Annotated in this window: 17 protein-coding genes; 6 read left to right on the forward strand and 11 right to left on the reverse strand. The window is 68.1% G+C overall.

Going from position 1 to position 25,022, the window contains the following annotated elements; all coding sequences use genetic code 11:
- Nucleotides 1-116: 116 nt before the first annotated feature.
- The 5 genes from ACYVKQ_RS02770 to ACYVKQ_RS02790 form a co-directional block, all read right to left on the reverse strand.
- Nucleotides 117-3,758, reverse strand: coding sequence for an IPT/TIG domain-containing protein (locus ACYVKQ_RS02770; RefSeq protein ID WP_460575386.1), 3,642 nt, complete (start codon nt 3,756-3,758; stop codon nt 117-119).
- A gap of 46 nt (nt 3,759-3,804) precedes the next feature.
- Nucleotides 3,805-5,841 carry an FG-GAP-like repeat-containing protein gene (locus ACYVKQ_RS02775; RefSeq protein WP_460575388.1) on the reverse strand — a complete coding sequence of 679 codons (2,037 nt, stop codon included), beginning with the start codon at nt 5,839-5,841 and terminating at the stop codon, nt 3,805-3,807.
- Between the two features lie 311 nt (nt 5,842-6,152).
- Nucleotides 6,153-6,830: a response regulator transcription factor gene (locus tag ACYVKQ_RS02780; protein ID WP_460575390.1), complete on the reverse strand. Its 678-nt coding sequence runs from the start codon at nt 6,828-6,830 to the stop codon at nt 6,153-6,155.
- Nucleotides 6,831-6,863: 33 nt separating this feature from the next.
- Nucleotides 6,864-7,235: a four helix bundle protein gene (locus ACYVKQ_RS02785; RefSeq protein ID WP_460575392.1), complete on the reverse strand. Its 372-nt coding sequence runs from the start codon at nt 7,233-7,235 to the stop codon at nt 6,864-6,866.
- Between the two features lie 74 nt (nt 7,236-7,309).
- On the reverse strand, nt 7,310-8,758 hold the full coding sequence (locus ACYVKQ_RS02790) for a sensor histidine kinase (protein ID WP_460575394.1): 1,449 nt from the start codon (nt 8,756-8,758) through the stop codon (nt 7,310-7,312).
- Between the two features lie 156 nt (nt 8,759-8,914).
- Between ACYVKQ_RS02790 and ACYVKQ_RS02795 the strand changes: the two genes are divergently transcribed.
- Nucleotides 8,915-9,724 (forward strand): GLPGLI family protein, encoded by an 810-nt coding sequence (locus ACYVKQ_RS02795; protein WP_460575396.1) that lies wholly within the window; start codon nt 8,915-8,917, stop codon nt 9,722-9,724.
- A gap of 150 nt (nt 9,725-9,874) precedes the next feature.
- Nucleotides 9,875-12,745, forward strand: coding sequence for an outer membrane beta-barrel protein (locus tag ACYVKQ_RS02800; RefSeq protein WP_460575398.1), 2,871 nt, complete (start codon nt 9,875-9,877; stop codon nt 12,743-12,745).
- 95 nt (nt 12,746-12,840) lie between these two features.
- Here ACYVKQ_RS02800 and ACYVKQ_RS02805 read toward each other — a convergent pair whose 3' ends face one another.
- The gene (locus tag ACYVKQ_RS02805) at nt 12,841-13,392 is read right to left on the reverse strand and encodes a nucleoside/nucleotide kinase family protein (protein ID WP_460575399.1); all 552 of its coding nucleotides are present in this window, start codon (nt 13,390-13,392) and stop codon (nt 12,841-12,843) included.
- Nucleotides 13,393-13,544: 152 nt separating this feature from the next.
- On the opposite strand from ACYVKQ_RS02805, the gene ACYVKQ_RS02810 reads away from it, so the two are divergent.
- The 4 genes from ACYVKQ_RS02810 to ACYVKQ_RS02825 all read left to right on the forward strand — a co-directional run bounded on the left by ACYVKQ_RS02810 (nt 13,545) and on the right by ACYVKQ_RS02825 (nt 17,618).
- Nucleotides 13,545-14,297 (forward strand): PD-(D/E)XK nuclease family protein, encoded by a 753-nt coding sequence (locus ACYVKQ_RS02810; protein WP_460575401.1) that lies wholly within the window; start codon nt 13,545-13,547, stop codon nt 14,295-14,297.
- A gap of 220 nt (nt 14,298-14,517) precedes the next feature.
- Nucleotides 14,518-15,267, forward strand: coding sequence for a superoxide dismutase (locus tag ACYVKQ_RS02815; protein WP_460575402.1), 750 nt, complete (start codon nt 14,518-14,520; stop codon nt 15,265-15,267).
- 517 nt (nt 15,268-15,784) lie between these two features.
- Nucleotides 15,785-16,822, forward strand: coding sequence for an aspartate--ammonia ligase (gene asnA, locus ACYVKQ_RS02820; RefSeq protein ID WP_460575404.1), 1,038 nt, complete (start codon nt 15,785-15,787; stop codon nt 16,820-16,822).
- Nucleotides 16,823-16,970: 148 nt separating this feature from the next.
- The gene (locus tag ACYVKQ_RS02825) at nt 16,971-17,618 is read left to right on the forward strand and encodes a YIP1 family protein (RefSeq protein WP_460575406.1); all 648 of its coding nucleotides are present in this window, start codon (nt 16,971-16,973) and stop codon (nt 17,616-17,618) included.
- Between the two features lie 88 nt (nt 17,619-17,706).
- Here the strand turns inward: ACYVKQ_RS02825 and ACYVKQ_RS02830 are convergent, their stop codons facing one another.
- The 5 genes from ACYVKQ_RS02830 to ACYVKQ_RS02850 form a co-directional block, all read right to left on the reverse strand.
- Nucleotides 17,707-18,711, reverse strand: a complete 1,005-nt coding sequence (locus tag ACYVKQ_RS02830; RefSeq protein WP_460575408.1) for a zinc dependent phospholipase C family protein — start codon at nt 18,709-18,711, stop codon at nt 17,707-17,709.
- 192 nt (nt 18,712-18,903) lie between these two features.
- A complete protein-coding gene (locus ACYVKQ_RS02835) occupies nt 18,904-19,125 on the reverse strand; it encodes a PID-CTERM protein-sorting domain-containing protein (protein ID WP_460575410.1) in 222 nt (73 codons plus the stop codon).
- An 82-nt stretch (nt 19,126-19,207) separates the two neighbouring features.
- The gene (locus ACYVKQ_RS02840) at nt 19,208-22,327 is read right to left on the reverse strand and encodes a nidogen-like domain-containing protein (RefSeq protein WP_460575412.1); all 3,120 of its coding nucleotides are present in this window, start codon (nt 22,325-22,327) and stop codon (nt 19,208-19,210) included.
- A gap of 180 nt (nt 22,328-22,507) precedes the next feature.
- Nucleotides 22,508-23,800, reverse strand: coding sequence for a flavin monoamine oxidase family protein (locus ACYVKQ_RS02845; protein ID WP_460575414.1), 1,293 nt, complete (start codon nt 23,798-23,800; stop codon nt 22,508-22,510).
- A 249-nt stretch (nt 23,801-24,049) separates the two neighbouring features.
- Nucleotides 24,050-24,961, reverse strand: a complete 912-nt coding sequence (locus ACYVKQ_RS02850) for an NAD(P)/FAD-dependent oxidoreductase (protein WP_460575416.1) — start codon at nt 24,959-24,961, stop codon at nt 24,050-24,052.
- Nucleotides 24,962-25,022 lie beyond the last annotated feature (61 nt).

The raw sequence follows: 25,022 nt of genomic DNA on the forward strand, positions 1-25,022 counted from the left end.
GAAAAACGGGGCGACCGAAATCGGCACAGGCGGCAAAGACTAAGGGGGCAGCGGTTGCATCGGTGGTCGGGTGTAAGGGTCAATAAAAGGCGGGTATTTCGCTTCCCGGCAAAGACCTACCGGATCAGCAGGCGCTTGGCAACGAAGGCGTGGCCGGCCCGCAGGCGCAGGGTGTAGAGGCCGTTGCGCAGGCCCTGCAGGTCGACGGTGAGCCAGCTGCCCGTGGCTGCCAGCGGCATTTCCTGTTGCCGCACCACCTGCCCCAGCTGGTTGATGAGCGTGAGGTGCACGCGGCTGGTGCCGGGCACGGCCGGCACCCACACGTGCGCCTGCTCATCGGCCGGGTTGGGGTGTAGCACGACGGCCTCCGGGGGCCAGAAGCCCGGCCGGGCAGCTTGCGGCAGGCCGCGGAAGCGCAGGCTGAAGCGGCCGGTAATGGGGCCGGCGGCCTGCGCGGCCGTGACGTTGAAGGAGTAGCTGGCCGTCTGCAGCAAGTTGATTTGCTGGCCCGCCGCGGCATCTTCCAGGTAGGGCGTCAGGTTGGCGGGCAGGTTAAGCAGAGCTTCCCGGCTGATCAGCCCGGTGCCGGGCCCGGGCACGCGCACTACCAGCGGTACCACCGTGCCATCGGCGAAGGCCGGCAGGCCCTGAATGGACAGCTCAACGCCGGTGCTGGTCGGCGCGCTTAGGTTCACTAGCGTGGTATTCAAGATTTTGCTGGCGTCCAGGTCGGCGTCGAAACCGGCCGTGGCGTTGCGCTCCACGTAGGTGCTGAACACGTCGCCGCCCCCGCCGCCTCCGCCGCCGCCGTTGTGGCGCAGGCTCAGCTGCACCTGGGGCCGGAGGTCCAGCTGCCGGTTGAACGGCGGCTGCACGTCGAAGGAGGTCACACGCTGGCTGTTGCGAAACACGAGCGCGCCGCTGGTCTGGCCCTGCAGCACGCGCACGAAAAACGCCTGCCCCAGCGGCAGCACGGGCCCGGCCGTGCCCACCCCGTTGACGTAGCTCCGGTACACCCCGCTGTCGGGAGCCGTGCTTTCAAACACGTACACGGCCGCCTCCAGGTTGGGGCGGTCCGCCGGCAGCACCCGCTCCCAGTCGAGCGGGGCCGGGTAGGGGTTGCCCACCAGGTGCCAGCCCGCCGAAGCCGCGTTGGGGCCTGTGCCGCGCGCCAAAGCCAACGGGTAGTCGCCGGTGGAAAGCGTCCCGGTGAAGCTCACTTTTTCCGTGGCGGGGATGCTCACGGCGAATCCGCGGCCCGGCGCCCAGCTTTCGGTGGCCGAAGCGGGCGAAAAGTAGCCCTGCTGAAACGGCGTGAGGTTGCTGGTTACCGTGGCCAGCCGGCTCTGGTCGTAGCCGAGTACGGTAGGCCGGGGCACCACGCTCAGCGGCTGCGGGGCGCTGTTGTACAGCGGGTTGAACACCGGCGCGAAGCCGGGCGTGGCGAGCGTTGCCAGCGTGGCGCCGCCAACGGGCGTGCTGTAATAGCGGCTGCCCCGGCCCGGGCTGGCTGTGGGACTGATGGCGCGCTGCACGGTGGCCGGGCCGCGCACCTGTCCGGTGCCGCTGTTGACCACCAACGCCGTGCTCGCCGCCGTTGAAAGCAGCGTCAAGGGCTGTCCGTTCAGGTTCAGGTCGCCGGCTCCGGCCACGGTCAGCACCCGTGCCACGGCGGTGGGGCCCGAAAGTGTGAGCCCGACGGGGTTGCTGGTGGTCAGGGAGCGAACCTGCTCCGGCAGGCCCGGGCCGGTCACCTGCGCCGTGGTGCCGCTGTACACGTAGTTGGCATCGGGCGAAAAGGAGCGCAGCCCCGTCACCTGCACGGCACCGCTGGGGCCGGTGGCGCTGATGCCCTGGGCGTTGGTCAGGTTCAGGGTGGCGCCGGGCGCGAGCGTGAAGCTGCCGGTGCCGCTTAGCTCAAAGGAATTGGTGTTGAGCGTGGCGCCGGGCTGCACGGTCAGTACGCCGCTTACTTGGGTGTTGCCGGTAAGCGTCAGCGTGCCGGTGCTCGTTACGTCTATGTTGTTGTAGGTGGCCGCTGGCAGCGCGGTGGCCGAAGAAATAGTCAAATCGCCCGCCGAGGGCACCGTAAATGCCACCGGCCCCGTGCCCGAGCCGCAGCCCGCGCTGATGATAACCGGGCCGCTGATCGTATTCGGTACCGTGGCCGTTATCTGCGTGGGCGAATTGATGGTGAAAGTGGCGGTGGCCGGGCCGATCCTTACCGTCGTGACACCGCCCAAATCGGTGCCCGTCAGGGTAACGAGGGTGCCGGGGCCGCCCACCGTGGGGGTGATGCCCGTAATGGCCGGGAGCGTCACCACGACGGGCGCCGCCGTTACGCTGCTGCCCAGCGCCACCACGGTCACCGTGTACGTGCCGCCCGCCCGCACCGTGATGCTGGGCGTCGTGGCGCCGGTATTCCAGACGAACGCGGCGGCGCTGAGCGGCGCGGCGGCGCTGTTCAGGCTGCCATCGGGGTTAAGGCGCACGAAGCGGTTGGCGCTGGCGCCGTTGAACGTGGTGAAGCCGCCGGCCACGAGCACCTTGCCGTCGGGCTGCAGCCGCAGGTCGTTCACGATGTTGTTCAGGCCGCTGCCGGGCGTGACGAAGCTGGGGTCCAGCGAGCCGTCGGAGTTGAGCCGGGCCAGGTACTGGCGCGGGGTGCCGTTGTAGCTGGTGAATTGCCCGCCCACCAGCAGCTTGCCGTCGGGCTGCACCGCCAGCTCGGTGGGCCAGTTGTTAAGGCCCGTGCCCGTCAGGCCAAAGCTGTTGTCGCGGCTGCCGTCCGGGTGGAAGCGCACAATGGTGCCCTGGTCCGCAACCAGGATGCGCCCGTCGGGCTGCACGGCCAGGGTATGCAAAGAAGTAGTTAGGCCAGTATTTGAGGGGGCAAACGCGGCGTCCAGCGTGCCGTCGGGGTTGAGCCGGGCCACGCTGGGCCGGGGCGTGCCGTTGTACTGGGTAAACGCGCCGGCTACTACAATCTTGCCGTCGGCTTGCAGCGCCACCGTATTCAAGCCGTTGTCGAGCCCGGTGCCGGTCGTGGCAAAGGAGGCGTCGAGCGAACCGTCGGCGTTCAGGCGAGCAATGTAGTTGCGCGGGGTACCCCGGTAGCTGGTGAAGGTGCCCCAGATGATGAGCTTGCCATCCGCCTGCGGGGCCACGCCGAAAATGAAGCCGCCCGGGTTCAGGCCGGTACAGGAAAACGAACCGTCCAGCGAGCCGTCCGCGTTAAGCCGCGCGAGCCGCTCGCAGGCCACGCCGTTGTAGCTGGTGAAGGAGCCCTGCACCAGGATTTTGCCGTCGGCCTGCACCTCCACGCTGTTCACCTCGTCGTTGAAGCCGGTGCCGGTAATGCTGAAGCCCGTATCGAGGCGGCCGTCCGGCAGCAGGCGGGCCACGTTGCGGACCGCTGCGCCGTCGTAGGCACTGAAGGGCCCGACCGCCACGATTTTACCGTCGGGCTGCAGGGCCACCCCTTTCACGGTGCTGTTGAAGCCCGCGCCCAGGGCGAAGCCCGGCGACGTGACCGTGGCCGTGAGCGTCTGCACCGAGCCCGCGCACAGGTTCAGCGGCCCGGCCGGCGATACGCTCACGGTGTAGTACGGCGAGGTCTGGGCAAGTGCCGTGCGTGCCACCAGCAGTAGCCAGGCGAAGCCGCTCCGCGCCAGCCAGCGCCGGGCCCGGCAGGCCCAGTGCCGCGACGCGGCCGCTAACCCGACCTGAGCGAGCTGTCTGTTGGTGGGTGGCTTCATGGCGGTACCCGGCAGTCGATAAGGCGGCGCACGTCGGCGCCGCGTCTTATTCCTTAAGCAGTTTGATTACCTGGCGCTGGCCGTCTTGGCGCAGCAGCAGCGTGTAAGGTCCCGCGGGCCATTCGCGAGCCGTCGGTAGCGAGAGCCGGGTGACGCCGGCGGGCAGCTCGCAGGCTTGGGTGTGGCGCACGCGGCCCAGTGCATCGTACACCACAAGCTGCGCCGCCCCGGCCCGGGGCAGCGCCACCTGCACCGCCAGCTGGTGCTGGAAGGGGTTGGGCACCGCACGCAGCGTCGGCTGGCCGGCCGCCAGCGACACGGCCTGCACAGGGCTGTGATGCTCGGTCGCGTCCTCGTCAATCTGCCGCAGGCGGTAGAATACCACGGGCGCCGCGTGGCGCAGCAGGGCCGGATCGTCAAACTGATAGTCCGTGGCTGCGGTGGCATTGCCCCGCCCCGGCACCCAGCCCAAGCGCCGGAAGGCGTGGCCGTCGGCCGACACCTCCACCACGAAGCCCCGGTTATTTTTTTCCTGCGCCGTGGTCCAGCGCAAGTGGGCGGCTTCGCCCCGGCGCTGAGCCGTAAAGGCTACCAGCTCCACGGGTAACGTACTGGCGGGCTGGTTCAGGCGCAGGATGGTTGCGCCGGCTCCGGGCGCAAGCGTGAGCAGGTCCAGGTCCTGGTCGCCGTCGAGGTCGGCCAGCAGCGGGCCGGCTCCGCTGGCCGCCGCGGTGGCGTTGCTCGCGAAGCCCGCCGCCCCGTTGTTGAAGAGGGCAGTGGTGGTGTTGGCGGTTTGGTTGTAGGTCAGCAGATCCAGGTCGCCGTCGGCATCCAGATCGGCCAGGCGCAGCTGCGCGGGGCCCGTGTCGACGTTGATGTCCGCGCCGCCGCCAAACACCCCGGTGCCGCTGTTGAGCCGTACCGACACGGTCTGGCCGGTGCCGTTCTGAAAATTGGTCGTCACCGCGTCCAGGTCCCCGTCGGCGTCCAGGTCGCCGAGGCGTACTTCGTGCGGGCCAGTGCCCACGCCATAGTCGCTGCCGCCCATAAACGTGCCGTTGCCGGTATTCAGCCGCACCGCCAGCTGGTTGGCGCTGTTGTTGGGCCCTACCACGTCCAGGTCCCCGTCGTTGTCCACGTCGCCCAGCACCACGTTTTGACCCACGCCCGACAGGATGTAATTGCCCGTAAACGTGCCGCTGCCGTTGTTGAGCTGCACCAACAGCTCCTGGGGAAAACTATTGCCCGACAGCAAATCCTGGTCGCCGTCGCCGTCCACGTCGCCCAGCACCATCTGGGTGGTAAACCGGCCGACGGTAGGCGCGGGCGCCGTCGAGCGGCTGATAACACCGGTACCGTTATTTAGCCCGATGGCTACGTCGCGCACCTGGGCGCCGGAGGCGTAACTCACCAGGTCCAGGTCCCCGTCGTTGTCTACGTCGCCCAGGGCCACGGCCGTGAAAATGCCGTCGAGCTGGCCGATGGGGTAGTCGCCGCCGCCCGCAAACGTGCCGTTGCCGGCATTCAGCCGTACCGATACCAGGCCCGAGGTCGTGGCGGTGCCGCTGGTGGTCGTGACGAGGTCCAGGTCGCCGTCGTTGTCCATGTCGCCGAGCAGCGGACGAGCGGCGCCGGCCGGCTGGCCCGCGGGCGTAGACACGGGCAGCCCGAAGCTGCCGCGGCCCGTGCCGCCCGTGGCGGCTGTAAACTGAAACACGTAGGGCTGAGCCATGGGCCGGCCCGCCTGGTCCTGCACGGCCGTGGTGACGGTGGCTTGCACCGTTTCGCCGGGTTGCCAGCTAAACGAGGGCGTGCTGATCAGTTGGTTGCCAGATACCGAGTTGACGGCTCCGTGGCCGGTGCACAGGCCTCGCTGCATACTGCTGAATACCTGCAGGCCGGCAACGCTGCCGGCACTGATGGCCCGGCTGAAGGTGACACGCACGGCGCTGGTGGGCATGGCGTTGCGCAGGTTGGCGGTGGGCGAAAGGGCCGATACGGTAGGTTGGGCCAGCGTCGGCAAAGACAGCAACAGGCCGCTGCCCAGCAGGCAGCCAGCGCACGACAGCACAGGAATCGACATCACGAAGACCTCAGGTGAAAGCAATGGGCGTAGGCAGGTGCTGCCGGGCCCGCACAGTTAAGGCGGCTCCGGCAACGCTCATAGGCGGTAAGCCTGAAAAGCCCCAGCGCACGAGGGTGGAAAGCGCGGTGGGCCACCGAAAAGCCAGGGCACCCGTCATTGCATAAGCTCGATGGTGCCTCCACTACCGCGAGGTAGGGAGGCCAATAATAAAGATTACTATGGTAATAGTTAAGTTTTTTAATAAAAAAGTTAAATAATAAATCGGGTTTCGTACGCTCACCATTTAGCGTGGATGTGCGTCGGCTCAGCTACAGCAGCAGCTTGTAGCCGATGCCCCGTACGTTCACAATCTGCACCTGGGGGTCGTCTTTCAGGTAGCGGCGCAGGCGGGTGACGAACACGTCGAGGCTGCGGCCGTTGAAAAAGTTGTCGTCGCCCCACAGCTCCCGGAGCACGTCGGCGCGCTCCAGCACCTGGTTACGCTGGTCGTAGAGGCGCTTGAGCAGCTCGGCTTCGCGGTGCGTCAGGGCCTCCTCACGGCCCTGCCAGTGCAACCGCTGCCGGGGGTGGTCGAACTGGTACTGGCCGATGCGGAGCACGCCGGCGGGGGGCGCCGGCGCCGGGGCGGGCTGCCCCAGCCGGGCCCGGATGCGCACGATCAGCTCGTCCATGCTGAAGGGCTTCTTGAGGTAGTCGTTGGCGCCCAGCTCAAAGCCGCGCACCACGTCGGCGGGCTGCGAGCGGGCCGTCAGGAAGATGATGGGCACCAGCTGGTTGTCGCGGCGGATGAGCTCGGCCAGCGAGAAGCCATCGAGGTGCGGCATCATCACGTCGGCCACCACGATGTCGGGGCACTCTTCGCGAAACAGCGCCAGGCCCTGCTGCCCGTCGGCGGCGTAGCGCACCGTGAAGCCGCGTACTTCCAGGCTGTCTTTCACGATCATGCCCAGCGCGGGCTCGTCTTCGATGAGGAGAATGGAGGGCACTTTCGGTGATTAGGTGATTAGGTGATTAGGTGATTAGGGGGAGGTCTGAAGTCGGTTGAGTAGCCCTTGCACCAACGCGCTGATGTGGTCAAGCTCTTGCAAGGCTTGAGAAGTTTGGTCTTCCGATAGATAGCTGAGCTTTTCAGCCAACAGAATTATCGTATCGAGCTCGGCCAAGGAACCTCGGGCATTGATAAGGAAAGCTATAAACTCTTTAGGCGTACGCCTCCCTGCGCCTTCGGCTATGTTGAGTGGCACTGAAGTAGCCGCCCGACGCAGTTGAGAAGCCAGTTCAAATTTCTCGTGACCAGGGAAACCAGCAGCCAGCGCATAAGCCAGCGGAACAAAATCAAAAGACCGTTTCCAACAATCAAGACGATAGTGCGGTTTGTTGCGACGCTGCATACAGTCAAAGAATAGCGGTTAGTTGAAACCTAATTACGGCTACCGGACCTCCACCTAATCACCTAATCACCTAATCACCCAGAAACCGGCAGCCACAGCGAAAACTCGCTGCCGCGGTTCGGCTCGCTGCGCACGGCGATGCGGCCGCCGTGGCGCTCCACCACCTGCCGCACGTAGTACAGGCCCAGGCCGAAGCCCTTGACGGGGTGCAGGTTGCCGGTGGGCACGCGGAAAAAGCGGTCGAAGATGGCCTCCTGGTAGCTTTTCGGAATGCCAATGCCGTCGTCCTGCACGGTGAGGCGCCAGCCGGTTTCATCATGGCGGCCGCGGATGCCGATGGTGACCTGCTCACGCGAGTAATTGATGGCGTTGTCGATCAGGTTGTTGAGCACGCCCGCCACGTGCAGCCGGTCCAGCGGCACCGAGTCGGTGGGCGCGATGTCCACCTCGAAGCGCACCGGCTTGGGGGCCTTGAGCTGGTGCCGGGCCACCAGCTCCTGCACCAGCTCGGCCGGCCGTACGGGCTCGGGGCGGATAACCAGGGCCTGCTGCTCTTCCACGGCGATGTTCAGCACCTTCTCCACCAGATCCGACAGCCGCTGCAGCTCGCGCTGCGAAATGCTCAGGTACGTCTGTGCCCGCTGCGGGTCGTGGAGCGCGCCGAAGTGCTGCAGGGCCTCCACCGCGGCCGACACCGTGGCCAGCGGGGTCTTCAGCTCGTGGGTCATGTTGTTGATGAAGTCGTTTTTGACGTCGGAGAGCTTTTTCTGGCGCAGAATCGTGCTCAGCATCAAGCCGAAGCAGCCGGTGGTGAGGCCCAGCAGCAGCACCGAGCCGGCCAGCACCCCGCCCATCTGCCGCAGGATGAAGAACGTGGGCGCGGGCAATGACGCCTGCACGTACAGCGAGCGGAGCGGGTTCAGCGGCACCGGGGGCGTCTGCACCGGGTAGTCGGCCCGCGCGGTCCGGCCGGGCCCGCTGGCGGGCAGGAAGGCGCTGTCGACGGGCACGGTGAGCGTGTCCAGCACGGCCTCGGGCGCCACGCCGCGCAGGCGCAGCTCGGCCTGGTACGCGGCCGTGAGCTGGCGCAGATCCACGCGCCGCGCGCCGGCCCAGTCGTCGATGATGATGCGCGAAAGCCGGCGCGCCGCCGTGTCGGCCGCAGCGTGCCGGCGGGCGCCCGGCCGGGTAGTCAACCGCATGGTGGTGGTGCGCAGCGGCCGCCGGAGCGAGTCGATGGGTTTGTCGCCGGGCACCACCACGATGCGGTTGAACGTACCGTTGTCGTCGGAGCTGAACTCGCGCACGAAGACGCGGCCCGGCCCCGGCCGCCCCTGCGCCAGCTGCCGGGCCCCGCTAAGCAGCTGCCGCTGCACCACGGCCAGCAGGGCTTCGCGGGCGGTGCGGTCGAACTGCGAGGCGGTGAGCCGGTAGGTGTTGTAGAGCCAGTAGGCCTGGAAGCCGTTGATGCCCAGGATGCAGGCCGCCAAAAGCCAGAAGATGGAGCGGATGCGGCGTTTCATGAGCGGGGCGGGAGAGGAGTGCAAGGCGAAAATACAGCCTGCCGGACCGGCGCCGGGTGCCGTTAACGTTCTTTAACACAAGATAACAGTGCTTTACAAGCCCATGGCGGTGCTTTGCAAGCGTCAACTCCACGCTAACCTCTCCAAGCCCCCGCCATGAAAAAGCTGCTCACCATTCTGTTGCTGGCCCTGCTGCTCGTCACGGGCCTCAGCATCGTCAGCCACCTGCGCGCCCAGGCCGCCGGCCGCATCAGCTACGAAGTTTCCCGCCGCATCGACCCGAGCCAGCTGCGCGTGATGGTCAACGGCCAGCAGGTGCGCCCCGGCTCCCCCGACTTTCCCACCGACATTCCCGACGTGCGCACCTTCAGCCAGACGCTGAGTTTCGCCGGCGACTACGCCCGCGAAACCCAGGAAGGCGGCGGCGCCACGCGCACTGTAATGGGCGGCCCGGGCCTGGCCCCCGAAACCCGTTCGCTCGGCAGCCCCTTCGAGGAAACGGTGTACCTCAACCTGAAGGAGCGCACCTACGCCACCCAGCTCACCGTCAAGAAAGACGAGCAAACGACCACCTACCGCGCCGACGCGCCCTTCGGCCCGGCCCAGGGCTGGCAGCTCACCGACCAGACCAAGAAAATTGCCGGCTACACCTGCCGCAAGGCTACCGTGCCCTACCGCCAGGAAACCTACACGGTGTGGGTGACCACCGAGCTGCCGTTTACCTACTCGCCCATCCGCGAGCTGATGCCTGACAAGGGCGTGGTGCTGGCCGTGGAAGGCTCCGGCGAGCAGTTTCGGGCCAGCAAGGTGGACCTGAAAGCCCCCGTGCAAGCGGCCGACGTGCGCCCCAGCGGCGCAGCCCAATCCGTGACGTTGGCCCAGCTGCAGGACCTACGCGAGAAAGCCCGCGCCGACTTCCGCCAGCGCATGATGGACAACCTGAGCACCCCCGGCTCCAATAACTAACGCTGCCCTGCCAGCGGCGCCGTCTTCCCCAGAGCAGGGTCCGACGCCGGGCCATGGCTCCGTGCTGCGTGCGACTGGCAGCCACGGGCCAGGACCGGCCGGTTTCCCTGCTCTGCGCGGAGGGCCGCCGCGGCGTAGCCCGCTGCCCCTATGCGCTTCTCCTTATTCCTTCTCTTCTTCTTGTGCGGCTGCCTCGGCTGGGGCACTGCCGCCCGGGCCCAGCAACCGGCACCTCCGGCCAGCGGCCTGGTGCAAGGCACCGTGGCCGATTCGGCCAGCGGCAAGCTGCTGCGCGAGGCCTCCGTCTCCCTGCTCGCAGCCCGTGACTCGTCGTACCTGACCTTCACCATCACCGACGGCGACGGGCACTTCGCCCTACGTGGCGTGGCGCCGGGCCGCTACTTGCTGCTGGTGACTTTTCTGGGCTACCAAAGCAAGCTGCTGCCGCTGAGCCTGACGGCCGCGCAGCCGGCTCTGCACCTGGGCCCGGTGCGCCTGCGGGCCACCGCGCACACGCTGGGCGAAGTGGTGATTCAGCAGGAGCGCGCCCCCGTTTCGGTGCAGGGCGACACGGTGGCGTTCAGTGCCCGCGCCTTCAAAACCCAGCCCAACGCCGCCGTGGAAAGCCTGCTCAAGAAGCTGCCCGGCGTGCAGGTCGACCGCGACGGCACGATCCGGGCGCAGGGCCAGACGGTGAGCCGCGTGCTCGTCGACGGCAAGCCCTTCTTCGGCGACGACCCCAAGGTGGCCACGCGCAACCTGCCGGCCGACATCATCGACCAGGTGCAACTGTTCAACCAGCAGAGCGACCAAGCCGCGTTTTCGGGCATCGACGACGGCCAGCAGCAGCGCACCATCAACCTGATAACCCGCCGCGACAAGCGCAAGGGCTATTTCGGCACCGAAAGCCTGGGCGCCGGCACCGACGGGCGCTACCGCGCGCAGCTGGGCCTGAACCGCTTCAACAACGGCCGTCAGATTTCGGCGCTGGGGCAGGCCAATAACGTGAACGAGTTGGGCTTCACCGACAACGGCGGTCCGGCCGCCGGCGACGTGAGCGGCGGGCCGCGCGCGGGCGCCGAGGCTCTGCCCGGTGGCTTCGGCGGCGTGGGCGGCCCCGGCGGCGGCGGGCCCGTCATGGTGCAGGGCGGGCGCGGCGGAAGCGGCGGGCGCGCCCAAGCCCCGGCCACCAACAACCAGCCCAGCAGCATCACCGAGTCGTTGGCGGGCGGGCTGAACTACCGCGACGCCTGGGGCCGGCGCACCGAAGTGGCCACCAGCTACCTGGCCAGCCGCACCACGGTGCGCGCCGAGCAGCTCAGCCGCCGCGAGAACGTGGCCGGCGCCCGCGGCGCCGCCGACGAAGCCGCCCCGGCCCTCGTGACCGATCAAAGCGCCGCGGCGCGCACGCAGACGGTCAGCCAGCGCCTGAACTTCCGCCTCGATTACCGCCTCGATACGCTTACCTCGCTGCGCTTTACGCCGGCGCTATGGTGGCTCAGCACCGAGCAGCGGCGCACCAGCCAGCAGCAAACCAGCCTCGGCGGGCGCCGGCTCAACCAAAGCCAGAGCCGCTACGACGCCGGGGCCGACAACCTCTGGGCCAACGGCAACCTGCTGCTGATGCGCAAGTTTGCCAAGGCCGGGCGCACGTTCTCGGCCAACCTGAGCGCGGTGGTCAACGACCAGGACGGCACGGCTATTAACCAGGCCACCAACACTTTCTATGCCCCGGACGGCACGCCGCGCACCAGCCTGCTCGACCAGCGCATCGCGCAAGCGTATCCGGCCCGCACCCAGTCGCTGAACCTGGCCTACGTGGAGCCGCTGAGCCTGCAGCAGAAGTTGGAATTCCACTACAACGCCGCCGACACCCGCAGCCGCGGCCAGCGCGACGTGGCGGACTGGGACGAAGCCACCGGCGGCTACGACCGGCCCAACGCGGCGCTGAGCAACCGCTTCGGCAGCGGCTTTGCGGCCCACCGCGCGGGCCTGAGCTGGCAGACGCGCCGCCTGCGCTACACCTACGGGCTAGGCCTCGACGGGCAGCAGTCGGCGCTGCGCGTGAACGACCAGAGCGCCGATACCAGCTGGACGCGCCGCTTCCACACGCTGCTGCCCAACGCCATGTTTACGCTGAACGGCTCGCGCGGCCGCACCCTGCGCCTGAACTACCGCACCCGCCTGCAGGCGCCCACGGCCCCGCAGCTGCAGCCCGTGGCCGACAACACCAACCCGCTCAACGTGCGCCTGGGCAACCCCGGCCTGCGCCCTGAGTACTACCACGCCCTGACGGCCACCTACAACCAGTTCAACGCCGTGAACAACCGCAGCGTGTTCGGACTGCTGGCGGGCACGGCCGCCCAGGACCGCATCGTGTCGGCCACCACCATCGACGCGGCGGGGGTGCAAACCACGCGGCCCATCAACGCCAATGGCTACCGCAACCTCACCGGCTTTTTGTCGCTGGGGCAGCGCCTGGGCTGGCACAAGCTCAACGTGAACCTGACCACCAACGGCGCCTTTACGCAGGGCCGGAGCCTGGTGAACGAGCGGTGGAACCAGGCCCGCAACTGGAGCCTGGGCCAGGGCCTGAGCGTCAACACGGCCTTCAACGAGCAGCTGGAGCTGGGCTTTTCGGCCAACGCCACTTACCTCGATGCGCGCTACTCCCTGCTGCCCCAGCAGAACACGTCCTACTGGACGCATACCCTGCAGGCCGACGTGTACTACCAACTGCCTGGGCGCTGGGTCGTCAGCTCCGACCTGTGGCTGACGCGCTACGCGGGCCGCTCGGCGGGCTTCAACCAGGGCGTGGCGCTCTGGAACGTGGCCCTGGTGCGGCAGCTGTTCCGCAACAAGCAGGGCGAGCTGAAGCTCCAGGCCTTCGACCTGCTGAAGCAGAATCGCAGCGTGGTGCGCAACGTGACCGATACGTACCTGGAAGACGTGCGCAGCCGGGTGCTCACGCAGTACTTCATGCTCAGCTTCAGCTACAACGTGCGCAGCTTTGGCAAGTAGCCACGTCTCGGGCCCCTATTCAGCAGCAGCCCACGCGCCTGACTCGGCTGCTTTCGGCCGGTGCCCGGCGCGTGGGCTGCTGCTGGCCGGGGCGGCTACTGCGCCGGGCCGATCAGCCGCTGCACCTGCGCCCGCAGCTCCGCCAGCGAACCGTCGTTGCGCAGCACCGCGTCGTAGTGCGGGTAGGCGTCGAGGGCGGTTTCGCTGGGGTGGTTGTCGTCGCGGGTGCCGTCGCCGCGCTGCCGCCGCGGGTCGCCCTCCACGCGCCAGACCACCCCGCCGCGGGCGCGCAGCGCGTCGGCCTCGTCGGGAAAGCGCAGGTCGGCCACCACCACCGGCGCGTCGGCCGGCAGGTTGGCCAGCAGGGCTTCGATCCAGACAGGGGCCCGCCACGCGCGCAGGGCCGCGCCCACTTGCTGCAGCAGCGCGCCGCGCGTCAGGCCGTACGTGGGCAGCAGCTCGGCCTTGCCCGGCTGGGTGTAGTACGGAGCGGTGGATTCGCCGCTGAGCACGGCGCACACGCCCTTGATGGCGTCGCCGAAGGAGCGGACCTGCCAGGCGCGCGCGGGCTGCAGCTCCTGGATGAGGCGGGCTACGGTGTCCTTGCCGCTGCCGCGCTTGCCCGCGAGGCCAATCAGATGAATCATAAGTGTAAAACGTAAGGGCTGCCGGCGCCGGCCGGCCAAACCGGTTTGCGGCCAACGGCGCCGCAAAGTTGCGGCTTATCCGCCAACCGCGGTCGGCCCGGCGCCGCGCCTCACAACCCGGCTGGCGCCGTCGTAGTACATTGCGGTACGCTATGCCCGACTCCACCCCGCCTGCACCCTGGCGCCGCCCCGACCTGCTGCGCCTGTCATACGACGACTACCGCGCCCTGCCCGCCATTGCCAACTCCGACCTGTCCAAGCTGCGCGACGCGTTGAACGGCCGGCCGCGGCGCGAGTCGGGCGGGTCGTCCGGGGCGCTGAGCTTCGGCACGGCTTTCCACACGGCCCTGCTGGAGCCCGAGCAGTACGTGCCCGCCTACCCGGCCGTCAACGATACGCTGGTGTGGTGGCTGGTGGAGGGCGTGCGCCTGCGCGACGACCTGCGCGAGATGCTTGAGCAGGGCGTGGCCGAGCCCAGCTGCATCTTCACCGAGCCCATCACCGGCACCATGTGCAAGCTGCGCGCCGACCTGGTGGTGGACGTACCCGGCCAGCCCTACACGGTCATCGACTTCAAAACCACGCTGGCCCGCGACTACCATCACTTCGTGGCCCAGTGCTCGGGCTACGACTACGACCGGCAGGCGGCCTTCTACCTCGATGCCTTGCGGGCCGACCGCTTCATCTTGGTGGGCGTGCAGAAGCAGCCGCCCCACCACCTGTTCGTATTTGAAGTGCCCCCGCACATGCTGGAGGAAGGCCGCGCCAAGTACCTGCGCCTGCTGCGTCTGCTCGACCCGTCCAAACTGCCGGATTACCTCGACCCGTCCGTGCGCAACGTGGTGCTCGAACTGGGGCACACCCCGCCCGAGCAGGAAGACGACGCGGCGCCCCTGGCCGAATAGCCCGGTTGCCGCGCCGGCAGCACACCCGTTCCCGAAAGGCCACGGCCGGGTCGTCAAGACGTGACGACCCGGCCGTGGCCTTTCGGGCAGATAAACCCGCCGGGCCGGAAGGCGTTCGGGGGCCGGCGGGTGGGCCGTTGGGGGCGGGGCTGCGCCGGTTTTGTCATTTCTCGCGTATTTGCCCCGGCACTCATCCATTCACTACCTCATCCTTTCACCCATGCTCAAGCGTGATTTTCTGAAGAACGGGCTGCTGACGGTGGTCGGCGCCCTCCTCAGCCCGGCCGTGCTGGCCGCCGCCCACGAAGAACGCCTGCTGCGCGAGGCCCGCGCCACGCCCCTGGCCGACGGCCCCTTTACGCTGCCGCCGCTGCCCTACGCCTTCAATGCGCTGGAACCGCACATCGACGCGCGCACCATGGAAATTCACCACGACGCGCACCATAAAACCTACGTGTCGAAGCTGAACGAGGCCGTGGCGGGCAAACCCGAGGAGAAGATGAGCCTGGCCCAGCTGCTGGCCTCGGCCGGCAAGCAGCCCGACGCGGTGCGCAACAACGCCGGCGGCCACTGGAACCACTCGTTTTTCTGGCAGCTGCTGGCCGCTAAGGGTGGCGGGCAGCCCACCGGCGAGCTGGCCGCCGCCATCACCAAGGACTTCGGCTCCTTCGACAAGTTCACGGAGGAATTCACCAAAGCCGCGACCGGCCGGTTCGGCTCCGGCTGGGCCTGGCTGATCCACGACCCCAAAGCCGGCAAGCTGGCCATTACCAGCACCCCGAACCAGGACAACCCGCTGATGGACCTGCCCGGCATTCAGCGCGGCACGCCCATCCTCGGCCTCGACGTGTGGGAGCACGCCTATTACCTGAAGTACCAGAACAAGCGCCCCGACTACGTGAAGGCCTTCTGGAACGTGGTGAACTGGACCGAAGCCGGCAAGCGCTACGAGGCCGCCAAGAAGGGCTAGCGCCGCTTCGCTGTCGGTCATCAACGGCCTTTCCACTGCCGCAACCGAGCCATCGGGTGCGGCAGTGGTCTGCCGGGAGCTTGGTCGACTGAATTCCGGGCCGACGGATGCATATGGCGGTATTTCCCGTTCGCCGCGTAGGCGCGAAGGGGTTGTCTTGGAAAAATTATTTGCTGATTATTTTTGCTGCGTAAATTTACGTTTCTATTTTGGCTCCTGAAACGCCCAAAAAGCACCTGCATGCGTCATTTCGCCAACAGCCTCAATAACCAAAACCGGAACAATAATCTGTTCCGCGATGGAAGGCTATTGGTCTGATCGACAGACTCAAAATCATGAATTGATTTCGTCAGCCTTCCGATTTTCGGAAGGCTTTTTTTTCGCCCTTACGCGCGCATTTCCGGGTTTCCGTCACCGAAAAAAACCATTGTTTTTTCGGCCGGGCACCGCCTTGTCTTTGCTTGGCATAATTCAAAAAACAAGTCACCTACATCGTACACACAAAAGCCCCCTGATTATGGAAACGGCCACCGCCTCCGCCCACACCCTGAGCCCCGTCGGGCTGCTCAAAACCGAGGAAGCCATTGGCTTCGTGAAGGACACCTTCGCCCGCGAGCTGGCCCGGCAGCTGCAGCTCACCAAGGTCTCGTCGCCCATCGCCGTGCTCGACGGCACCGGCATCAACGATGATCTGAACGGCATTGAGCGCCCTGTATCGTTCCCCGTCAAGGCCCTGGACGAGCGGCGCGCCGTGGTGGTGCACTCCCTGGCCAAGTGGAAGCGTCTGCGCCTCACCGAACTGGGCATTCCGGCCGGCCGCGGCATCCTCACCGACATGCGCGCCCTGCGCCCCGACGAGGATTACTCGCCGATCCACTCCATTTACGTGGACCAGTGGGATTGGGAAAAGCACATCCGGCCCGAGCAGCGCACCGTAGCCTTCCTGCAGGAAACGGTGACGAAAATCTACGACGCGCTGCGCACCACCGAGCTGCGCGTGGCCGAGGAGTACCCCGACATCACGCCGATTCTGCCCGCGCAAATCACGTTTATCCACGCCGAGGACCTGCTGCAGCGCTACCCCGAGTTGACGGTGAAGCAGCGCGAAACCGAAGCCGCCCGCGCGTACGGCGCCGTGTTTCTCATCGGCATCGGCGGCGAGCTGAGCCACGGGCAGAGCCACGACGGCCGCGCCCCCGACTACGACGACTGGAGCACCGAAACCGCCGCCGGCCGCTGTGGCCTGAACGGCGACATCCTGCTCTGGCACCCCGGCCTGCACACGGCCTTTGAGGTGTCGTCCATGGGCATCCGCGTCGACCAGGCGGCCCTGCGCCGGCAGCTGGACGTGCGCGGCTGCTCCGAGCGCGCCGAACTGCCCTTCCACAAAATGCTGCTCGACGGGCAGCTGACCGAAAGCATCGGCGGCGGCATCGGCCAGTCGCGCGTGACGATGTTCATGCTGCGCAAGACGCACATCGGCCAGGTGCAGGTGAGCATCTGGCCCGAGGCCGTGCGCGCCGAACTGCTGGGCACGGGCGTGGAGCTGCTGTAGGGAAGGACCAAGGGAATAAGGGTTTGACCCGCAGCGGGCAGGAGCATCGGCTTCTGCCCGTTGTTTTTTATTGCTGAAGCCGATGCCAGCGGGTAGCTTGGCGGGTATTTTTCCTGGCCAAGCCCCGCGGGCCCTATTCACTCTCTTTATGTCTATCGACTCCGTTCGATTCCTGCCGTTCTGGTCGGCCCTGTACCTGCGGCCCCGCGCGTTTTTTCGCGGTTACCTCGTCGAGACGGACCGCCCACCTTACTTTATCCTGGCCATCCTGCTCTACGGCATGGGGCACGGGGTGGAGCGGGCCGATAAGCAGCTGACCAAGGCTGACCTGGGAGGACGTCTGGAGCAGGTCGAGTGGCTGAACCACTGGCCCAGCTACTGGACGGTCGCGGTGTTGGCCGGGGTGCTGGGGGGCTACCTAGCCTATCTGGTGGCCGGCTGGTTTTACGACGTGCGCCTGCGCTGGTCCGGCGCCCGCAGCAACCTGCCCCTCGCCCGTCAGCTTTACCTGTATTCGAGCGTGGTGGGTAGCGCCGCATACGTGCTGAACGCGCTGCTGGCTACTTTCCTGCTGCCGCGACCCTACGGCGTCGAAGACGACTTTTCCACCACCGAGGGCGTGGGCAGCGCGGTTATGCTGTTTTTCATGTTTTACTCGGTGTACGTCAGCTACTGTGGTGTGGTCACGGTCACCGATGCCGCGCCGCGCAAGGCCCGGTGGTGGTTTCTGATCCTGCCCGGGGCGCTGTACGTCATGGCGCTGGGCGTGCTGGGGTGGGCGCTTGCCCGGGCCTGAGGCCTGCCCGGGGCCGCCCCGAAAACGCAAGCCCCGCTGCGGTGCCGGTTGGCTGCAGCGGGGCTTGCGTTTTGAGCGAAGAACCGGCTTACTTCGGAAACTCCGTGAACGAGGAAAAGTCCACCATTTTGCCTTTCTCCAGCAGCTTCAGCTCGGCCTTCAGGTTCTTGGCGTTGCTCTTGGTGGTGTACTCCGTGTCGAGCTTCGTGAGGTCGGGCTTGCCGGCGTTGACCCAGGCCGTATACCAGAAGTTGGCCGTGGCCTGGGCCGCCACGCGCAGCTGCCGCTGCACCAAGCCGTTCAGCGCCTTGTGGTAGGCGGCCGTGTAGGCCGGAGTGTGGTAGGAGCTGTTGAACATGTTCTTGCGCGGTTTGTCGCCGGCCATTACGTACACCTGGGCGGCCGGCACCTCGGCGGCGGCCAGCTTCTCGGCGGCCAGCAGGGTATCGGCGGCGGCGTGGCTCTGGCGGATGATGCGCCAGATTTCGGCCACCGGGTCCTGAATCAGCTTCGGCTCGGCGAGCTTGAAGTGGTAGGTCGGCCCGAACTGCTCCACCGTCTGCGACTCGAAGAAAGCGTGGATGCCCTTTTGCCCGGTTTTCTGGCCGTCGTGGTTGGAGGAAGTGTGCAGCGGCTGGGTAGCGTCGCCGAAGTAATGGCCCATGTCGGCGGCCAGGAAGAGGATTTCGTCCTTCCGCTGATTCTTCATGGCCGTGGTCAGTTTGGCGAGCATGTCCTGCAGGTACCAGGGCAGGCGGCCCTGCTTGTCCAGGGTGGCCGCGTCGTATTTGGCGTAGGCATCGGCCGCCACGAGCGGCACCTCGCTGAGGGTGCCGTAGTCCTCCAGGTCGATGAAGTGGCGCGGAAACTCGGCCTTGTCGTTGATGGTGTACTTGCGCGAGTCGGGAATCACGGCCTCCGTGACCACAAAGTCGATGTGGTTGTAGAAGAACGTGCGCATGGGCGCGGGCAGGGCCAGCACCGCAGCGCGGTTGATGCGCTGGTGCCCCCAGTTGCCCCAGGCCAGCAGCAGCGAGGGAGCGGTAACGAGGAGCGCAGCGGCCAGCACCGCGCGGCGACGAATCGAAAACATGGCAGAGGAAAGAATGGGAAATCGGAACCGCAAAGGTCCGAGGTTTGGCGACGGCGTGCAACGGAAAAAATCGGCGTCGACCGGGCTCGGGTGCCCCACCCAGGACACAAGCAACAAGCCCGCCGCAGCGGGGGCTGCAACGGGCTTGTATCCGGCGGCCCACCCCGGAAGGCGCAGGCCGCTAACCACCGCTTACCGGCGCTTGCGCAGGCGGCTGAGGGCGTACGTCGCGCCGCCAGCCAGCAGCAGCGAGGCGCCGCCGTCGAGGGGCACGGCCGTGGGGTCGGCGGGTGGCTCATTGCTGGGCGCGGGGCCGCCCGAGCCCGGCGTCTGCGCCTGCAGAGAGGAAGCGTGGCACAGCAGCAGCGCCGTCAGGCCCAGGCCCGCGCGCAAAGTCTTCAACAAAGGAGTCATGAAAGGGAGGGTTGATGGGGCGCTGCCGGCAGGGAAAGCCCGCGGCAGCGCCCGGTAATCAATAGAGGTAAACCCGGCGGCGTTATTCCACCACTAGGCGCTTGGTCGCCGTGCCGTCGGGCAGCGTCACGCGCACCGAGTACACGCCCTTGGCCAGGCCGGTGAGCGGCAGGGCCACCGCCGCGCCGCGAGCCGCGGGCACGTGCTGCGTGAGCACCTGCTGGCCCAGGGCGTTCAGGATGCGCACTTCCACGGGCCGCTGCGTAGCCGGCAGCCCAAGCGACACCGTGCCCCGGGCCGGGTTCGGGTACACCGATACCGCCGCGTTCAGCTGCGCCTGGTGCGCGCCCGTTACGCTGCGCGGGGCAAACTCCACCGTGAAGCGGCCCGCGGCCTGGTTGGGCGCCAGGCTGCAGCTGTAGGCGGGCTGCTGCCGCAGGTCGATGGCCGCGCCGGTTTGCGCGTCGCGCAGAGTGGCGGCCCAGCCTGCGGGCAGGTTCAGCAGCTGCGCGGCCTGCAGGGTGTAGGTGCCGGCCTGCGCCACGCGCACCGTCAGGGGCACCGTCACGGGCGCCGCGGCCAGGGCGGGCAGGCCGCTGACGGACAGCTCCTGGGTGCCGGCCACGGCGCCGATCTGCACGGCGTTGCCGTTGCCGAGGCGGAAGGCGTCGTAGCCCGCGTCGAAGCCCGGTGTGGCGCCGCCCTCAAAGTACAGGGCTACCTCCTCGGAGGCCGTGCCGGATGCGTTGCGCAGCTCCAGCCGCAGCAGCGGGCGCGTCTCCACGGCCGTGCTGCGCTGCACCGCCGGGTTTTGGTAGGTCGTGAGGCGGGCGGCGTTGGTGAAGGTCAACGCGCCGGCGGTACCCGGGGCCGAAGTGCGCACGAAGAAGGCCTGGCCCATCGGCAGGATGTTGGAGCCGCCGTTGGCGGGCACGCCGTTCACGTAGCTGGCGTACGAACCCGCGTACTGCCCGCTCGAGCGGAACACGTACACGGCGTTGTCGAGGCCGGTGCGGGTGAGCTGGTTGAAGTCCACCGGGGCGGGGTAGGGGTTGCCCAGCAGGTGCCAGCCGGCCTGGTTGCCCGCGTCGCGGGCGAGGCCGATGCGGGCCAGGTCGCCGTTGCCGAGCGTGCCCACAAAGTCCATGATCTGGCGGCCCATCAGGTTCACCGTGTAGCCCCGGCCGGGCACCATCGGCTCGCCGGTGCCGAAGGGCGACACCCAGCCGCGGTCAAAATCGGCCACGGTGTTGCCGGCCGTCACGCGGCTCTGTTCGTAGCTGAACACGTTCGGGAAGGGCGTCACGCTGCCCGGGTTCGGGGCCGAGTTGTAGGCCGGGTTGACCACCGGGCTGAAGCCACCGGCCGGAATGGTCAGGTCGGCCAGCGTGGTGTTGGTGACGGGTGCCGCGAGGTGGCGGTAGCCCATCTGGGCCAGGCTGGGCGGCCCGATGAAGCGCTCCACCGTGGCCGCGCCGAGCACGGCGGCCGTGCCGTTGTTCACGACCATAGCGGTTTCCGAGCCGTCGAAGCGGGAGTGCAGGGTCAGGCGGCCGTTGGAGGTCAGGTTGCCGTTCAGCGTGAGCACGCGGTCGAGCAGCAGCGGCTGGTTCAGCACCGCGCCGGCCGCCCCGATGGTCACGCTGTAGATGCTCGTCTCGCCCGAGCCGCTGAACGTCTGGGCCGTCGCGCCGTTGGTTTGCAGCAGGCCGGCGCCGAGCAGCAGGCCGTTGTTGGTGAGGTTGCCGCCGAGCGAGAACACGCCGCCCGCGGCCACCGTCAGGTTGGCGCCGCTGGCAATGGTGAGGTTGTTGACGGCCGCCGCGCTGCTGAGCACCGGCATGTGGGGTACGCCGGCGGGCACCACCACGTCGTCGGTGGCGGTGGGCACGGCGCCGGCGCTCCAGTTGGCCGGGTTGGTGTACACGCTGCTCACCGCGCCGGTCCAGCGGTTCACGGGCAGCACCACCACCGTCAGGTTAAACTGCTGCTGCCCCACGGGCGTGCCGTTGTCCACGGCCAGCAGGCTGATGGTGTGGGTGCCCACGTTGCAGGCCGCGCCGGTCACGCTCAGGCTCACCGTGGGGTTGGCCGTGCCGTTGTTGCTGACGGTGGTGCTGCAGAGGCCGTTGGTGTTGGTGGTTACGGTAACCGTCTGCCCGGTTTCCGGCCCGAGGAATTGCAGGGCCAGGTTGCGGGTTTCGCCCAGGGCCAGGGTGATGGTGCTGCCGGGCGGCATGCCCGCCACCGTGGGCTGCGCGTTGGTGGTCACGCTGCCCACGCGGAAGGAGAGGCACTGGTTGTCGAGCCAGTTGATGCCGCTCTCGTCCTGGTTGTTGGGGTGCGAGCTGTCGTTGATGTTGAAGCGGCCGACCTGCACGAAGCTGGTGCCGTCGCCCTTGTTGATGCCCACCGTGGCCGGCGTGCCGCCCACCCCGAAGCCGAAGCCGTTCTGCCCGTTGTCCGCGTCGCCGGTGGTCCACTGCATGTCGCCGTAGGAGAAGAACACGTCGTCGCCGGTGAAGCCCGGGGCGGTGTTGGCCTTGATGACGAGCTGAAAGGTGTTTTTCAGGTCCGAGTGGCGGGCGAAGTAGGCCACACGGTTCCACGTCACCACGAACTTATCCGGAAACTTCTTGAAGTAGATGTTGCCGCTGCTGTGCGTGGCCGTCGTGTCGTCCATTTCCACGTCCACGTCGGCCCAGAACGGGGCAATCATGGGCGTTGTCGTGGGGAAACCCGTCGCCGTGAAAGTGGTGAAGCCCGCCCCGAAGGAAATGTTGCCGTTCGAGTTGACGTACACTTCGTTGTAGACCTGCCCGTACAGCGAGAAGTTGAAGCCCAGCGGAATCGGGCCGATGAAGGCGTCGTCGTTGCCGTCGGTACGGGGGAAGTGCTGCCAGCCGCCCGCGGCCGTGGTGTCCAGCGGCTCGAAGCAGGCCGGCAGCGTAATGGCAGCAGGCGCGGAGCCCGTCGTCGACGCCGTGCGCGGCCGGGTTTGGCGCGCCGGCGCCGGGAGAGGGGCCAGGCCGGCCCGCTGTCGTTTGCGGGCAGCATAGGTGGGGTCGGCAAAAGCCGGTGACCACGACGCGGAAGCGGGTCGGGCGGGCCGCTGCTGGGCCTGCGCCGGCTGCAGGGCGGCCCAAGCCAGCAGCGCGGCCGGTGCGAGCAGAATGGGTAAGCGGGGAAGGGGTGCCGTCATAGCTGGGAAATAGGTAGAAAAGGGGAAGACGGCACGAATGTATTTCCCCAATCCGCATAAAAACACCCTTGTCACATCATCATGTGACAGCTACTAAACCCCCGTTCACGCGCTGGATTAAGCCTTCTGAAGCAAGGCAAACGGCCACTGCTGCTCCCCGTCAACGCCCTTGCCGCCGGCTCAGATGAGCTGCTGCGTAACGGCCACGGCGCTGGCCAGCGCGGCCTCCACGGTGCCGCCGGCCGGACCGGCGTACAGGGCCTCGCCGGCGAAAAACAGCGTGTCGGCTACCGGCGTGGCCAGCACCCGCCGGGCGCGGTCGGCGTCCACGGTGGCGTAGGTGTAGGCGCCGCGCGTCCACGGATCGGCGCCCCAGTTGGCGACGCGGTGCGCCCGCAGCCGGGCCCGTAGCCAGGCCTCGGTGGTGCCCAGTACCTGCGCCAGCGAGGCCAGCGCCTCGCTCAGCACCGCTTCTTCCGACGCCGCCGGATCGGCCGCCGGGCCCCCGAGCCAGCCCGTGAGCAGCGGGCGCGGGTCGGGCTGCTGGCTCCACCAGGTGGGCACCGGCGCGTCGGCAAACAGGAAGCCCAGGCCGGGCAGCGGGCGAAGCAGATCAGGGCCGGCCTCTTCCCAGAACGGCGCGTCGAACTCCAGCACCACCTTGATAACCGCGCCGAAGCCCAGTGCCCGCGCCGCCGCCCGCAGCCCCGGCAGCTCCGGCTCCAGGCGCAGGCCGCCCGCCGCGCCGGGCGGCACCTGCAGCACGCCCAGCGGCACGGTTACCAAAGCCTGCCGGGCCTCGAAGGTGGCGGTAGGGCCCGCGCAGTGGGCCGTTACGTGGCCTGCCGACCAGTGCAGGGCGTGCACCGGCGCGCCGCAGTGCAGGCGCACGCCCGCCGCCCGGCACTGGGCCAGCAGCAGCTGCACCAGGCCGTCGTAGCCGCCCACCGGGCGCGGCGAATCTTCGGCGCCGCCGGCGGCCCACTCCTCGCGCAGGGCCAGGGTGCTGGCGCGGCGCGGGTCAGCCAGGTCGTAGCCCTCGGCGAAGCGCGTGACCTGCTCGCGCAAGGTGGCGTTGGCCGCGCCGGGAAAGTGGCGCTGCAGGAAGTCGGCGAGCGGCAGGTCTTCCTGCAGCGCCTCCAAAGCCGCCAGCAGCCGCGGCATTTCGGCAATGAATTCCTCGGACTCCTGCAGCTGGCCGTCTTGGTACTGGTAGGCCGTGCCGGCGGTATCGTGCCAGGCCACGTCCGCCTCGCGCAGCAGCGCCCGCGTCAGCGGGGCGTCGCCGTGGATAAACTCGGCCCCCAGCTCCACCGGCGCCGAAAAACCGTGCCCCGTGAGGGTGTGGATGCGGCCGCCCACCCGGTCGCGGGCTTCAAGCAGGGTGACGCGGCGGCCGGCGCGGGCCAGGTCGCGGGCCGCCAGCAGGCCGGCCACGCCGGCACCGATGATGAGAATGGCAGATTCGGACATACACAAGGGTTCTGCCCGCTATACGGCTGCCGCCGGCCGCAGATGCCCGGCTGGGGCCGAACTCCCAGGCCGGCACCGGCTCAAAAACCGATAACGCAAGCGCCGCCCGAACGCCTCCAGCGCCCTGCCGACCTGCCAGACTGGGTAGAAACGGGGCTTAGCACCGCTGGCCTGCCCTCTGCCCACGCCGGCGGTCGGCTGCCCGCGCTGCGGCCTCACGGCCAGGTAGCCGCAGCGCGTGGCCGGGAATCAAAAGTCAGCCGCAATCAGCTCGTGGTTGAGCATGGCCGCCGCGAAGGCGCCTTTGGCCACGGCCGCCGCCAGCTGCCGCAGGGGGGAGGCGTTGTCGCCGGCGGCGTACAGGCCCGGCACGCTCGTGCGCCCGGCCTCGTCGCAGCGCAGCAGGCCCGTTTCCGTCAGCTCAGCGCCCAGCTGGGTGACTATATCCGAGGCCTGCGCGAAGGGCACGCGGGCAAACAGCGCCCGCAGCGGCAGCCGGGCGCCGCCGGCCAGGTGCAGGTGCTGCAGCTGGCCAGCGGCGTGCTCCAGGGCCCGGATTGGGTCCTCGACAACGGTAATGCCGTGGGCCGTCAGCCGGGCCGCCTGCTCCGCCGTGAAGGTGGCCGGGCCGTTGGTAAACAGGCGCAGATTGGGGCTCCAGTGGTGAATCAGGCGCGCGAATTCAAAGCCCACGTCGCCGTTGCCGAGCACGCCCAGGGGCTGGTCGCGCACCTCGTAGCCGTGGCAGTACGGGCAGTGCAGCACCGAAATGCCCCAGCACTCGGCAAAGCCCGGCACGGGCGGCAGCTCGTCGCGCAGGCCGGTGGCCAGCAGCAGCCGGCGTCCCTGAAAAGCCTCGCCCCCGGCCGTTTCCACGCTGAAGCCGTCGGCCAGCGCGGTGGCCTGGGTGGCCGTGGCGGGCCGCAGCTCCACGGTCGGGTAGGCGCCCAGCTGCGCGCGGGCCAGGGCGGCCAGCTCGGCGGGCGGCACCCCGTCGCGGGTGAGGAAGCCGTGCGAGTGGGGCGACTGGCGGTTGCAGGGCTGGCCGGCGTCGAGCACCAGCACCCGGCGGCGCGAGCGGCCCAACGTGAGGGCCGCGCTCAGGCCGGCGTAGCTGCCGCCGATGATGAGCACATCGTAAGGAGCGTCGTGAGAAGGCATAAAGCACGAGGAAAGGAGCGTGGGGCGCCGGCCGGCAAACCTTTCCCGCAGCGGCGCGCTT

This window comes from Hymenobacter coalescens (assembly GCF_054783195.1).